8 protein-coding genes are annotated in these 13,058 nt (G+C 59.2%); 1 reads left to right on the forward strand and 7 read right to left on the reverse strand.

Annotated elements, in window-relative coordinates; all coding sequences use genetic code 11:
- Nucleotides 1-125 precede the first annotated feature (125 nt).
- From H8F21_RS06400 to H8F21_RS06410, 3 genes are all read right to left on the reverse strand, one after another.
- Nucleotides 126-737 (reverse strand): malonic semialdehyde reductase, encoded by a 612-nt coding sequence (locus H8F21_RS06400; protein WP_203480685.1) that lies wholly within the window; start codon nt 735-737, stop codon nt 126-128.
- A gap of 19 nt (nt 738-756) precedes the next feature.
- Nucleotides 757-1,755 (reverse strand): VOC family protein, encoded by a 999-nt coding sequence (locus H8F21_RS06405; RefSeq protein WP_203480684.1) that lies wholly within the window; start codon nt 1,753-1,755, stop codon nt 757-759.
- A 195-nt stretch (nt 1,756-1,950) separates the two neighbouring features.
- Nucleotides 1,951-2,817 carry a fumarylacetoacetate hydrolase family protein gene (locus tag H8F21_RS06410; protein ID WP_203480682.1) on the reverse strand — a complete coding sequence of 289 codons (867 nt, stop codon included), beginning with the start codon at nt 2,815-2,817 and terminating at the stop codon, nt 1,951-1,953.
- Nucleotides 2,818-3,059: 242 nt separating this feature from the next.
- Between H8F21_RS06410 and H8F21_RS06415 the strand changes: the two genes are divergently transcribed.
- Nucleotides 3,060-3,665 carry a TetR/AcrR family transcriptional regulator gene (locus H8F21_RS06415; RefSeq protein ID WP_328824176.1) on the forward strand — a complete coding sequence of 202 codons (606 nt, stop codon included), beginning with the start codon at nt 3,060-3,062 and terminating at the stop codon, nt 3,663-3,665.
- 37 nt (nt 3,666-3,702) lie between these two features.
- On the opposite strand, the gene H8F21_RS06420 is transcribed toward H8F21_RS06415, so the two are convergent.
- The 4 genes from H8F21_RS06420 to H8F21_RS06435 form a co-directional block, all read right to left on the reverse strand.
- Nucleotides 3,703-3,960 carry a hypothetical protein gene (locus H8F21_RS06420; protein ID WP_136476191.1) on the reverse strand — a complete coding sequence of 86 codons (258 nt, stop codon included), beginning with the start codon at nt 3,958-3,960 and terminating at the stop codon, nt 3,703-3,705.
- A 50-nt stretch (nt 3,961-4,010) separates the two neighbouring features.
- Nucleotides 4,011-5,759, reverse strand: coding sequence for a ShlB/FhaC/HecB family hemolysin secretion/activation protein (locus H8F21_RS06425; RefSeq protein WP_203480678.1), 1,749 nt, complete (start codon nt 5,757-5,759; stop codon nt 4,011-4,013).
- Between the two features lie 2 nt (nt 5,760-5,761).
- Nucleotides 5,762-10,741, reverse strand: coding sequence for an MBG domain-containing protein (locus tag H8F21_RS06430; protein WP_236042917.1), 4,980 nt, complete (start codon nt 10,739-10,741; stop codon nt 5,762-5,764).
- 100 nt (nt 10,742-10,841) lie between these two features.
- Nucleotides 10,842-12,497: a response regulator gene (locus H8F21_RS06435; RefSeq protein ID WP_203584156.1), complete on the reverse strand. Its 1,656-nt coding sequence runs from the start codon at nt 12,495-12,497 to the stop codon at nt 10,842-10,844.
- Nucleotides 12,498-13,058: the final 561 nt, after the last annotated feature.

A 13,058-nucleotide genomic window follows, 5' to 3' on the forward strand; every position in this document is an offset into this window, starting at 1 on the left:
GTGTCTCCGTCAGCGGTCGAACCAAGGTGTGGAAGGGAGGGTTGGGTGGGTATGCCGCATGGTGTTCTCCTTTGTTTTTGTTGTGAACGACATGGCGCGCTTGGCTGTGCGCAGAGCGCAGGCTTTTACAGCAGGGCACAACTCTCGTCGAAACTCAGTCGCGGACTGCGTGGGAACAGCTTCGAGGGATCGCCGTAGCCGATGTTGCAGAGAAAATTGGTGCTTATCTGCTGGCCGGGAAAGCGGGTGCTACCTGCAAAGAATTCGGCGTCGACCTGCTCATGGTCGAAGCCGGACATCGGTCCGCAGTCAAGACCCAGTGCCCGTGCGGCAAGAATGAGATAGGCACCCTGCAAGGCGCTGTTTCGCAGCGCAGTGGCATGGATTGCCTGCGGTTGCGCGGCGTACCAGTCGCGCATGCCCGGGTTATGTGGAAACAGGCGTGGTAGCTGCTCGTGGAAGTTGACGTCATAGCCGATGATCGCGGTGACCGGGGCATTGAGGGTTTTTTCAACGTTGCCCGCGGCTAGCGCAGGCAGCAGTCGCGCCTTGGCGTGGGCGCTACGCAGAAAGATAATACGCACCGGGCAGCCGTTGGTACTGGTCGGCCCCCAGCGCACCAGGTCGTAGATAGCACGCAGGGTGTCGTCGTCTACAGCTTTGTCGAGCCAACCATTCTGGCTGCGCGCACTGCGAAACAGCTGGTCGAGGGCGTGGTTGGACAATGTTTCATTCATGGCAGAACTCCTGTGATGGTCAGCGGCTGCGGCGTTGGCGTTCGGCCAGCGATCGTGGTGCGACGGTCTCGCTTTCATCGCTGCCACCGAGGAAGTACTCCACCGACATGGGCGGTCCCCACTGGTACAGGCTGGAATCGCAGGCCTGGGTGCAGTTCATGGGTGAGGCATGATTGAACAGGTCACCGTCGGTGAAGTGCTCGATGAGGTTGCCCGACGGGTCGCGCCAGTAATCGAATATCTGGCTGCCAAGCACATGGCGGCCAACGCCCCAGAAAGGGGTCCAGCCTTGATCGTCCATCCACTCATGGCCCAGGCATTGCGCATCGAAGTCCTGAACCTCGAAGGAGGCGTGGTGCACAACATCACGACTGGCCTGGAACAGCGCAATGGTGTGGTGGTCGGTCCATTGGCTGCCGCGATTCAGGCGCAGGAATGCCGCCGATGGGCAACCCTGCTCGTCGCCTTCGACGATCAGATCGGACGGCAGCATGCCCAGCACGTTTCGGTACCAGGCAATCATGCTGGGCATGTCGGCGACGCCGATTGCGACATGGCCCAGGCGCATGACCTGTGCCGGGCCTTTACCGGGGCGCTGCACATCGCCAAAGCGGCGCTTTTCGACCGCCGAGTTGAGTACCAGCGCCGAGCGTTGCGTCAGGGCTTGGACCGGCTCGATACCCTGCACCAGTTCGATGCGACGCCCGCAGGGGTCTTGCAGTGCCACAACATGACCACCGCCGGGGTGCTCCAGCGCCTGGATCGTTGAGGCTCCTGGCAAGCGTTCGGCGAACTGCAGGTCGGCGAACGACTCGACGGCAAACGCGATGGCGCCCAAGGCCGGCGTGTCAGCGTGCTCGGCAATGTAGACATAGGGCAGCGGCCCGGTACCACGCAGGTAAAGCCGGTGTTTGCTGCGGTGACAGACAGTCAGGCCGAAGTCGAGCAGGAAGCGTTCAAGCAGGTCCAGATCGGCATGCCGGTAGACCACATGGTTGATGTCTTTGATGTGCAGCATGGCTGCGTCTCCTCAGCCCAGGGCCGACGATTTGTTCGGGCGTTCGCTGGCAAGAGGCATTCTCCAGGCAGCCGCACCCGCGAACCGCAAATCGGTCCGGGCGCGCGCAGCCGGGGTCACGGCGCGGCGAGGCCGACCGTGAAGCTCCCGCCTGTCAAAGGCGAACGGGATTGGACTAGCGTTTCAAACGCGGCCTCAGGCGGGCGGCGTCTCAGCGGCGATGGGGTTGACCAAAGTGCCGAGCCCTTCGATCTCCACGGTGCAGACATCACCAGGCTTCATGAACAACATCGGGCGGCGGGCCCAGCCAATGCCGGCGGGGGTACCGGTAACGATGACATCGCCCGGTTCGAGGGTGACGGCTTCGCTGAGTACGGCGATCAGATGCGCCACATCAAAGACCATGTCGGCAGTGTTACCGTGCTGTTCAACCTTGCCGTTCAGGCGAGTCGTCAGCGACAGGCCACGGGCGCCGGGCGGCAACTCATCCGCGCTGACGAAGACCGGGCCGAACGCGCCGGTGCCATCGAAGTTCTTGCCGATGGTCCACTGCGGCGACTTGAACTGGTAATCGCGCACCGAGGCTTCGTTGAAGATCGAGTAGCCGGCAACATGCCGCAAGGCCTGTTCTTGCGAGATGTGACGGCCTCGAGTGCCAATGATCACTGCCAGTTCGCCTTCGTAGTCCAGTTGCTCGGACACCTGAGGACGGATAATGGCCTCGCCGTGGCCAATCAGTGTCGTGGAGAACCGGGGAAAGAAGGTTGGGTAGGTAGGCTGTTCATAGGGACTTTCCTTGGTGTGGTCGGCGTAGTTCAGGCCGACACAGACGATTTTGCCGGGGCGTTCGAGAGGCGGCAGATACCGAATCCGCCCGTTGTCGAGTAAGGGCGCTGTGCTCAACTGCTGGTGAGCATGCTGCAGCGCCTTCGCGCCGCGACCGAGCAAGTCGAACAGCGAGCCCGGGTAGCCTGGGAGGTTTTCAGTGAGGCCGCGCAGGCCGCTTTCGGTTTCCACGGCCAGGCCCTTGAGAGCACCCTCGGCAAAGCTGACAAAACGCATGATCCGTACCTCGCTGTTATTGTTCTTCAAGGTTTAAGTAAACGGTACCGTACCGTACCGTTGCGTGAAGATTCCCATTGCGGTCACAGTCTGTCAATGCCATTGCCAGGAAGTGTTTTGCATAAAAATGCAGGTCAGATATGCATTTTTATCGACAAAGTGGAACGCCTCCCGCAGGGCAGGTAGGCTTAGCGCGCAGCGATTGCGTCTGGAACTGACAGAGGTGCTACTTGAGCGAGCGGGTGGAAAGTAAGCGGCAGGTCGAAAAGAGGGAGGGCATTCTCGCCACAGCGACGGAAATGTTCCTTGAAGAGGGTTATGCCGGGGTCAGCGTCGACGCCATCATCGCCCGCATCGGCGGCTCCAAGCGTACGGTGTATGCCTACTTCGGGGACAAGGACGGCTTGTTTGCGGCCATTATCGCCCGTCTGTGCGAGCAGATCGTCAATCCACTCACGCACATGGACCTCACCTGCAAACCGCTGCCGCAGGCATTGCGCACCATTGCCGAAACCTTCCTGGAGGTAATTCTTTCGCCACGAACGATCGCCATGCACCGGCTGATCGTCGCTGAAGCATTGCGTGCCCCGGAAGCTGCACGGGCGTTTTTCGAGGCGGCACCCGGCGCAGCCTACGGCTGTTTGCTTGATTATTTTGTCTGGGCCGAGAAAGACGGAATCGTCCGGGCGGGAGACGCCCAGACCCGGGCAGTGCTGTTTCTTGATGCCCTGACCGGTGATTTTCAGTTGCGCTGCTTGTTGGGGTTGATGGATATCCCTTCGCAGGTGGATCGACAGCGGCGGGTGGATGAGGCCATCACTATATTTCTGCGGGGTCTGCAACCATGAAACGCAGGTGACGGGTGATCATGCCTGCCATCGCTTTTTAGCTGGGCGATGCAGCACAATCCTGGTCATCCGCTGACCCTCCTGTGCTGAACACGATGCGGCCGCTGCTCAACGCCAGGTAGAGCGCCTCCAGCGCCCTGGCATCGTGGTGCATATGAATGGCGATATCGTCGAGGCGATGGCTGAGCTTTGGTGCCAGGCCAAGGCGGCGTATTTCCAGCAACAGTTCTGCCGCCGCTTCGTCATTGAACGAAGCGCTTCTGATTGTGCGCAAAAGTTCACCGTGGCTAGTCATGTGCGGTCTCCACAGCGAATGCGCCAGGAGGGGCATTCGCTTCGCTGATTTCAGAACAGTTTGAGGAAGTTGATGTAGAGCCGTGGCGCCTTGCCGTTATCGTTATCCAACTCTTCAGCAGAGACCGAACGGGTCAGCGGGAAGGCGATTTCCGGGGAAACGAAGGTGTCCTTGAACACTTGCAAATGAGCCCCCACGCCCGCGGAAGACAAGCTCTGAGTCGGGACCCAATAGGGCTCTTCGTTCCACACTTTGCCAAAGTCCCAGAACGCGTAGTACTGAGTGGGTACGGCGTAGCCTTTGAAGGCGTGGATGCGGTTGTATTGCAGTTCGGTCTTGACTGCAAAGCCACGGTCACCGGTGATTTCCGAAGGGTCATAGCCGCGGCCGAACTCGCTGCCGCCCACACCGAATTGTTCCGGCGACAGCAGGGCTTGGCCAAAGGATGTCTGCGCAGTGGCGGCCATGTACAGGTTCAGCCCGTCCATGAGGCGGCTCAGGTCTTGCAGCCGTTGCGCATCCAGCTGGAGTTTGGTGAAGTCGGTTTCACCCCCTTCGCGGGACGGGTTCTGCCGGCTTTCGCTGCTGGCGCCCATCACTGCCAGGCCTTTGCTCAGTTCGAGCTTGGCGAGGTTTTTGCCGCCGTAGCTATCGACGAAGTCATAGCTTGCACCCAGGCGTATTGCCCGAATGCGGTCGTCGCTGGAAGGTGGCAGATCAGCGTCGTCGAGGTACTCGGACTTGCCGTTGAAGTAGGTGAACGCCGCCGACGTCTTGAACGTACTGTCGCGCTGACGAATCCATGGCCGAGTGATACGCACGGCCAAGGTGTCACCGGAGCTGTTGGCATTGAGGAACGAATAGGTGTCGGCGTGGCCATCGTTATGTTGGGCCAGTACGCTGAGGACATCGCCTTGGCTGCCAACCGGCAACTCATACTGGCCCTCGAAGAAGGTCATCTTGTTGCCTTCCACTGACCGGCCGGCGCGGATGCCCAAATGGTCGCCGTTGCCAGTAAGGTCGTTGACACCAATGCCGCCATAGACCTGCCAGGGCCCGAAGTAGCGGCTGTCTCGGTTGTCGAAACCGATGAAACCTTCGTACTTGCGCAGCTGGTTTTCTACCGTCAGTTCAGTACCGGCCTGCAGCGGTGATGCCTGCAAGGCACCGCGGCTTTCGTTACCGGACACATCGTTCATCAGCAGCAAGTTGCGCTCGATGGTGGCGCTTTTCGGTGGGGTTTGCTGGCGAATGTTTTCGGCGTAGCGCTCCAGTGCCTTGTTGCTTGGGCCGCTGAAGCTGACCTGGTTGATTTTGCCTTCGAACACCTGAATCGTCAGCTTGCCGCCTTCCAGGCGTTGCTGTGGAACGAAGGCCTTGGCCAGCAAAAAACCGGCCTTGCGATAACGCTGGGTGATGGTGTCCACCACGGCGTTGATCTCGGCAAGGTTGACGCTGTTGCCCTCCAGGCGCGCTAGCACCGGCTTGAAGGTGCCGGCAGGGTAGCTGTCAGCACCGATCAGGGTGACGCTGTTGACCTTGAATCGTGACAGGTTCGCTGGCAGTGCAGTCATTTCTTCGGGCAACTGTTCCAGCTGCGGGGTGACGGAGGTTTCACGTAGCTCCAGCGTTTCAGGCATCTGCGTGGGCGAGTTGCGCATCCCGCTGCGGTCGGGAACTTCGATCCGGCCGGGGTTGAGTTGCCCCAGCGGCGCGGCGTTTACCTGCGCCGACAGCACCAGCAGGCTGGACAGCACTGCCACCGCGATACGGGTCATGCGTGAGGGATAGGATTTCATGATTATTTACCTCCCTTTTGCGGAGCCTGAAGGTCGTGAGGAATGACGCTGCGGCTCCAATCAGGGACGATGAACTGGCCGTCCTTGAAGTGGCTGTTGGCGTAACTGAGCACATCGCGGATATCCGGGATGGTGCTGTTGCTATCGCCGTAGGCACGGGGTTTACAGAGCAATTGCACGGCGTAGGTGCGGGCCACTGCGGGGGTTACCGAGTAGTTGGCCGATACCGCCGAGGGTGATTCCAGGGCCGTGCAGCGGGTGTTGCCTGGCGATTGCGCGGTGACAGGAACAACTTGGCGTACCGCAGTGGGCAATGGGTCAATGGGCGCGAGCGGTCCGGTGATGGTCAAGGTGCCGTCATGGAAGGTCACGGTGTAGTTGCTGCCCGCCTGGTAGGTCTGATCCTGGCCAATGCCATAGGCCCCGGTACTTTCACCTGGAGCGCGGACCAGCGAACCTTGGGCGAGATCAGCCTTGTCGCCGTTTTTCAGGCCGCTGACTTTATAGGTCAGTTGCGGGTCGGCAGCGCCGACAACCTTGGACTTGTTGTCTGCGCGTACATCCAGCGGAGCCGGGGTGACCTGCAGTTTGCCGTCCTTGAAAACCATGGCGTAGTTACCGCTGGTGAGCAGCACATTGCCCTGGGTGATGGCGTAACCGCCGGGCTTGACGTTCTCGCCGGCATCCCGAGTGAGCGCACCCTTGAGCACATCGGCAGCACTGTCACCCCGTTTCAGGCCGGCGACCGAATAGGTCAACTCAGGATCAAGATCGCCATAGACCTTGGCCTTGTGGTCGGCGGTCACACTTAGCACGGCTGGGGTGATTGCCAGTTGACCGTTGTTGAAGGTGAGGATGTAGTTGCCACCCTTGCCGCTGTTAAGGCCGAGATCGCCCTGGTGAACGGCGTACTGGCCGACGTTTTCGCCGCTGTTACGGGCGATGGCGCCGCTGTTGAGCACATCGCCGGCGCTGTCGCCATTGACCAGGCCACTGAGGCGGTAGGAAAGCGTTGGATCTACCTCGCCATACACCTTGGAGTGCGTGCCAGCGTCGATCTGCAACGAGGCTGGCGTGATGGTAAATACGCCAGCTTCGTAGTTGAGGATGTAGTTCTGGCTGATGTTGGCCAGCGTGCCCTGGCCGATGGCGTAGCCACCTGCCTTGACGTCTTCGCCAGCTGTGCGTTGCAAGGCGCCGCCGTTGAGCACCGAGGTTTGCTGATCGCCACGTTTGAGTCCGGACACCTGATAGCTGAGTGCCGGATCGATTTCACCGTAGACCTTGGTTTTGTCATCGGCACGCACGAGGAGGGTTGCCGGAGTAATGCTGAAGTTTCCAGCCTCATAGCTGAGTATGTAGTTCTGGCCTTTGCCCTGGTTGAGGGCTACCGAACCTTGTTCGATGCTGTAGCCGCCAGCGCTGACCTGTTCACCCGTCTGGCGAACCAGTGTGCCGTTGTTCAACACCTCGCCGGCACTGTCCTGGGCTTTCAGGCCACGGACCTGATAACCCAGCGCAGGGTCGAGGTCGCCGTAGACCTTGCCGTTGTTATCAGCGGCTACGGTCAAGGCGGCGGGGGTAATGGTCAGCTTGCCGTCGATAAACTGCAGAACGTAGTTACGGCCCTGGTCATTGTTCAGGCCGACGCTGCCCTGATTTATGGTGTAGCCGGCGGCACGCACGTTTTCGCCGGCTTCACGGCCAAGGGTGCCGGTGTTGAGTACCGATGCCACTGTGTCGCCGTTCTTCAGGCCCGAGACACTACGAGTCAGGGCAGGGTCGGCATCGCCATAGACTTTCGACGTGTTCTGCGCCTGAACGGTCAAGGTCGCCGGGGTGATCTGCAGCGTGCCGTCGACATACTTGAGGGTGTAGTTACCGCCCAGGCCGTTGTTCAACGCGAGGCCGCCCTTGTTGATGGTGTACTGGCCGACATTTTCACCGGACTGACGATCAAGATTGCCCTGAAGCAGCTCAGCGCCGGTGTGACCCAGTTTTGTCTCGCCGACCTTGTAGTCCAGGCCAGGGTCATTGTCACCGTAGACTTTGTGCTTGTCGTTGGCGGTCACGGTCAGCTCTGCCGGGGTCACGGTCAGGGTGGCGGTGTTGTTTTGCAGTTCATAGCGCTGCTGGGCAAATGCATCGCCGCTCAAGCCACCCTCGATCGCGTACTGGCCGACATTGGAGTGCTCGGTTGCGGCTGTCGATGGCGCGGCCTTGGTGACACCGACCCGACCCAATTGAGCGTCAACATACTGGTCCAACCCACGTACTTGTTCCACGCTTGACCCGCTGTTGACGATGCCCTGGGTAAAGGCCGGGTTGTGCTCGCCGTATTCGCGGCTGGCGTGCGCGGGGGTAGCACTGATTTGTGCCTTGTTAGTGGAGATCGCAACGTTTGTGTCGGTTTTGTCCTGTGTTGAAAGAAACTGGACCTGGGCTGTTTCAAACAGGTTTTTCTGGGTGACAGGCGTGCCGTCCGTGGTGGTTATCCAGGGCTTGTCATCGGCCAGCCAGCCAATGCGTGCGAGCATCGCGTCGGTTTCACCGGGCAGCTTGAAAATCAATTGCTGGGAGGTATCTGTGGCGGGTTTGTACTGTATCTCGTGCTGGTTCGATGCACCGGGGATGTACTCGCCATCCACACCCCAGTAGCCAATGCCGGTCATGACACCAACGGCGAGCTGTCCACCCACCGGGCTAAGGGAAAAGCCCACGGGGACATTAACGGGAACGCCGTCGCGGCTGACAATGGGGGCATTGACGTCGCTGGGGTTGGGGGTGAACTTCCACAACGCGCCTTGGCTATCGCGAAAACTGATGCCGTAGATCAGGTAGTCGGAGCTGTCCAGATAACGCAGTACGTCTGCTTGCGCAATCTCGTTGCCATTCTCGTCACGAAGATTCAACGCCTCGAACACCACATAGTCGAATGCCTGACCGTTTCCAGGGCTCAGTTCAACGGTACGGTCCACGTTGTTGTTGCCGATAATCACTTGTGTCCCGACTTTGGTCAGGGCATAGGCTTTGATGCCGCTGAGGGTTTCTCCGGTCAGCGGGGCGGTAATGGTTTTGCTGGTGTCAGGCCCGGTGCCGCTGGCATTGGTCTGGCTGAAGGTGAATATGCCGTTGCTGGCCTTGCCGGCCAATTCGCCAGCGAAGTTCAAACCGCTGTCCATGCGTACGCTGGCCCCTTCAAGGGCGACCTTGGCACCGATCAGCGCAGTGTTGTCCTGCTGGAAGATGGAGGCAGTGTCAGTGGTTTTCAGCCAGGCGATACCCGACCCCACATCGATGATTGCGCGGCGGCCGAAGGCGGCCTCGCCGCTGGCACCCGCCGGTGCCGCATCGAACAAGCGGATGTCACCGGTCGCACTGATGTAGAGGTTGCCGTCCTTGAGCAGGATCGGCGCCCTGATATTCACCGCGCCGTTGGCGTGGCTCTTGTCGGTGCCCTCGTACGTGGTGATCTGACCGGCGTTGCCAGAGGAGATCAGCGCCAGAGTCGATGGACTGATGCGACCGTTGTTGTCTACCGAGGCGAGGTTGGTGGCGATAATGGGAGCATCGACATTGAGGGTATCGGTTGCCTGAATCAGCACGTTGCCTTGCGCCAGTCCGCTGACAATAGAACTGGCTGCCACCGAACCAGCAGCGCCGGTTTCATCGATATTGACAGTGGCAGGGTCGAGTAACCAGGTGCCATTGGTTTTTTGTCCATGGGTATCGACCTTGGCATCGGACGTTACCGTGAGTTGCTTGCCCGAGGTTTCAACTACGCCACCCTTGACCTTGCCGGTGGCCGACGCGGAACCTGCGAAATGAGTGGCTTCATCGCTCCACGCGACAATCTGCCCCCCATCGGTCTTGCCGTCGGCCCTGAGCTGGGCGCCCTTGGCTACGGTTGTGGTGGTGGCGGGCGCCTCGTTCCCTTTGTTCTGCAAGCTACCACCCAGCAGCACCTTGCCACCGGTACCCTGGCTGCCTGAGGCATCGATCTTCGCCGTGCCGGCAACATTCACGCGGTCGCCAAGTACCTTGATGGTGCCGCCATTGACGCCCGTAGCACTCAGGTTACCGCTGACATGGGTGCGCGCAGCGTTACCCAGGACGATGGTGCCGCCGTCGCTGCTTACCGAATCGGCGACGACGTTGCCGCCCAGATTGATCACCGAGTCCAGGTGCTTGGCTGCACGTTGGGCGCTCATGGCCACCACGCCGTTGGCAACGTCGATTTGCCCGCTGTTGTGCACGCCACCACTGACATCGGCAGTAACGCTGGCCTTGTCGCCAGGCTCACCACTGACGGCAATGTTCAGCAAACCATCGCCGTGAAAGTCGAGTGTGGCCTGCGGGCCGGTAGCCAGCTGAACCGTACCTTTGCGGGCTTGAATAACGCCGGCGTTGGTAACCTGGGCGCCAAGCAGGGCGACCATGCCATTGTCATGGACAGTGATGCGTCCCTGGTTGGTTACCGCGCCTGTGAGTTGAATATCCAGCTTGCCGGTTGCAGCAAACTGCTTGGCTTGCTCTTCCGTGAGAAAACCTGCGCTGGCGACCAGCGCGCTGGAAGATAGGTGCGCTTTGGGCCCCATCCAGATGCCGTTGGGATTCACCAGAATCAGCTGGCCATTGGAGGTTACCGTGCCGTAGATTTTCGAGGGGTCGCCGCCTGTTACGCGGTTGAGGGTGACCGACTTGCCATCAGGCTGGTTGAACGTGATTTTGTGGTCGGGGCCGACGTTGAAACTCTGCCAGTTGATGGCAGTACGCGCCGTGGAAGTGTTCACTTCCATGCCTTTGCCTTGTTGCGTAATGGTTGCCTTGCCGCCGATTACCTGGCCGCCCTGAGGAATGTTCTCAGCCAGGGCGTAACCTACCGGCCAGGTCACCCCGGCAATCGCCAGGGCGACGGCAACGCACAGTGCAGTCAGCGTAGAGGAGGGAGGTTCTTGACTGGGTTTTAGATGCCGTTTCATCGTATTTCTCCTAGAAATGTTAACTAGGAGAAATGATTGATCCTGGGCCGTGGCTGGGTAAGCGTTGCTTCATGCAACGCCTTGTAGTGCGTTTCCGATTCTAATGCGCCGCCGTAGCGACCGGGACAGTCAAGCGCAGTTGAGCCTCGAATGCATGTTCGTTATCGCTGGTGATCTGCAGATCTGCCTCGAACAACGAGCTCAACTCGGATGCCAGGGAAAGGTAGATAACCGGAGCGGTCAGTGATTCAGCCGCCGTCATGGATGCTGTTACTTGCAGGTGCCACTCGATGTAGCCGGCGTCTTTCTCAAATGACTCGGCGCGAATCGAAACCAGGTTTGCCCCCCTGTGCTTGAGGTGAAGGTACAGGGCTTTGATCAGGCTGGAATAAGCCTTTGGGTCTATCCATCCCCATGGGTTCGAATGGGCGCTTGTGAAATCATGCGCCGGCATGTCGTTGCTTGGCAGCTGCTGGAGCGTTTGCCGGGTGAGTGTGTTCAGATTGTGCGAAAAAGGGGAGAGCTTGATTTGCCCCGTTTCAAGGTGAACCATTTCGCAAAGCCATTGCACGCTTTCGTCCATGCGGTCAAAGAGGGCGTTGATCCTTTCATTGCCATCGACAACCGAGCGCGCGTTGCTCAGGTAGCGGCCAAGCGAATCAGCGTGCTCGATGAGGTAGGTGCTTCGGCGGTCTCTGACAAAGGCGAGATAGGCCAGTTGCTCACGCAAAGCCTCTATCTGGGCCTGCTCTTCGCCGATGTCGATCGAGGTGCAGAGCATTCCGATCAGTTCGCCACCCTGGTCGATGACCGGGTACCCGCTGTGCTTCAACACCCTGCGCTCGCCGTGCAGACGCACGGCAATGACCATCATGTAGGGAATCTGTTTGGCGACTGCGGTGTTGAAGGTCTCACGGGCAAATTGCAGGTGCTCGGTGTCTATCACGCCTATATCGCATTGCTTGGCATCAAGGACCGCGTGGCGGGTCAAACCGAGGTAATCGAGGAATGCCTGGTTGGCAGCCAGAATGCGCGCGTCTGCGGCCCGCAAGCAGATAGGGAAAGGGATCTGATCGAGTAAGGCATTGAACTGCAACGCTGACGCCTGATCCGACACAACGGCGTTTTTATCGCTGTCAGCCCTGCCTTCGAGAAATCCCCTTTGGGTCGCTACATGCAGTAACTCAACCAGCGAGTGGGTGCCGGTTTTCTCCAGCAATCGAGTCTTGTAGGTGCTGACTGTGCGGTCGCTGATGGCCAGTTCACCGGCAATTTGCTTTACCCGGTAACCGTCAGCCAGGTAATGCAATACCGTCACTTCTCTGGCCGTCAGTTGTTCTGTGGGTGTGGCCGAGCCCGGGTCCTGTCGAAGGGCGCTGGCATGGAAACAGGTTTTGCCGGCAAGTACCTTTTTTACTGCATCGGCGAATGACTCCAGGGTGTCGCTTTTGGAGACAAAGTCCGAGGCACCCGCGGTGATGCACAAATGCTCATAGACATCAGCGGGCAGGGCAGTCAGTACCAGGATGACGGTCGAAGACTTGCGTGCGGCTATCCGTTTGATCACATCCAGACCGCCAAGTCTGGGAATGTCCAGGTCCAGCACCACCAGGTCCGGAACCGCTGTACGAACAAGCTCCAGGGCATCCAGCCCATTATCGGCAAGTGCCACGACGCGGTGGCCTGCCTGGCTTAGCAGGGTTTCGCTACCCAGACTGCTCAAGGGGTAGGGGTCGACAATCAGTACCTTTGCCATGCTGTGAACGTCCCTGGTCAAACAATCGATGCGTTGATCATAGACGCAAGTAATTGACCAATTGGAGGATTAATTAGTTATCTGCGCAGGGAGGGCTTAGTCGCGTTTAGCGATAAGGTTTGGGATCGTTATAGAGATTGATTGGCTCGGGTAGCGTGAGTTAATCCTAATCGTCATGGTAGATTAGCCCGTAGACATAGGCTGCTTGCACAGCGAAAAATGTGTTCTAGGCTTGGCGGCCTCAAGGAGCAAGTGCAACAGTCAGTTAAAAAATCGGAGCGTGCTAATTACGAAATTGAACGAGATACCGCCTCCGAAGCATCGCGATCGTTTGGCGTCTGAGCGAACCGAGCCATCCCGGCTAAGCACGATTTTCTTCGCCAAGGACCCGCCCAAGATCTCCTCCTCGGTCGCTGAAACTGCGGCTATACACACCCCCCCGGCATCGCTTAAACAATGGCTATACAGAACCCCCCCAGCATCGACGATGTAGCGGCCTGAAATGGCACGATAGCCGCTCTCCTTATGGGGCATCCAGCAGGCTAGCCAAGCTGGGGGAGG

The organism is Pseudomonas arcuscaelestis (assembly GCF_016881005.1).
Classification (GTDB): Bacteria; Pseudomonadota; Gammaproteobacteria; order Pseudomonadales; family Pseudomonadaceae; genus Aquipseudomonas; species Aquipseudomonas arcuscaelestis.

Bases quoted from the DNA above. Each gene is read 5' to 3' on its own strand.
- H8F21_RS06400 (WP_203480685.1), bottom strand. From the start codon at position 737: ATGAATGAAACATTGTCCAACCACGCCCTCGACCAGCTGTTTCGCAGT.
- H8F21_RS06405 (WP_203480684.1), bottom strand. From the start codon at position 1,755: ATGCTGCACATCAAAGACATCAACCATGTGGTCTACCGGCATGCCGAT.
- H8F21_RS06410 (WP_203480682.1), bottom strand. From the start codon at position 2,817: ATGCGTTTTGTCAGCTTTGCCGAGGGTGCTCTCAAGGGCCTGGCCGTG.
- H8F21_RS06420 (WP_136476191.1), bottom strand. From the start codon at position 3,960: ATGACTAGCCACGGTGAACTTTTGCGCACAATCAGAAGCGCTTCGTTC.
- H8F21_RS06425 (WP_203480678.1), bottom strand. From the start codon at position 5,759: ATGAAATCCTATCCCTCACGCATGACCCGTATCGCGGTGGCAGTGCTG.
- H8F21_RS06430 (WP_236042917.1), bottom strand. From the start codon at position 10,741: ATGAAACGGCATCTAAAACCCAGTCAAGAACCTCCCTCCTCTACGCTG.
- H8F21_RS06435 (WP_203584156.1), bottom strand. From the start codon at position 12,497: ATGGCAAAGGTACTGATTGTCGACCCCTACCCCTTGAGCAGTCTGGGT.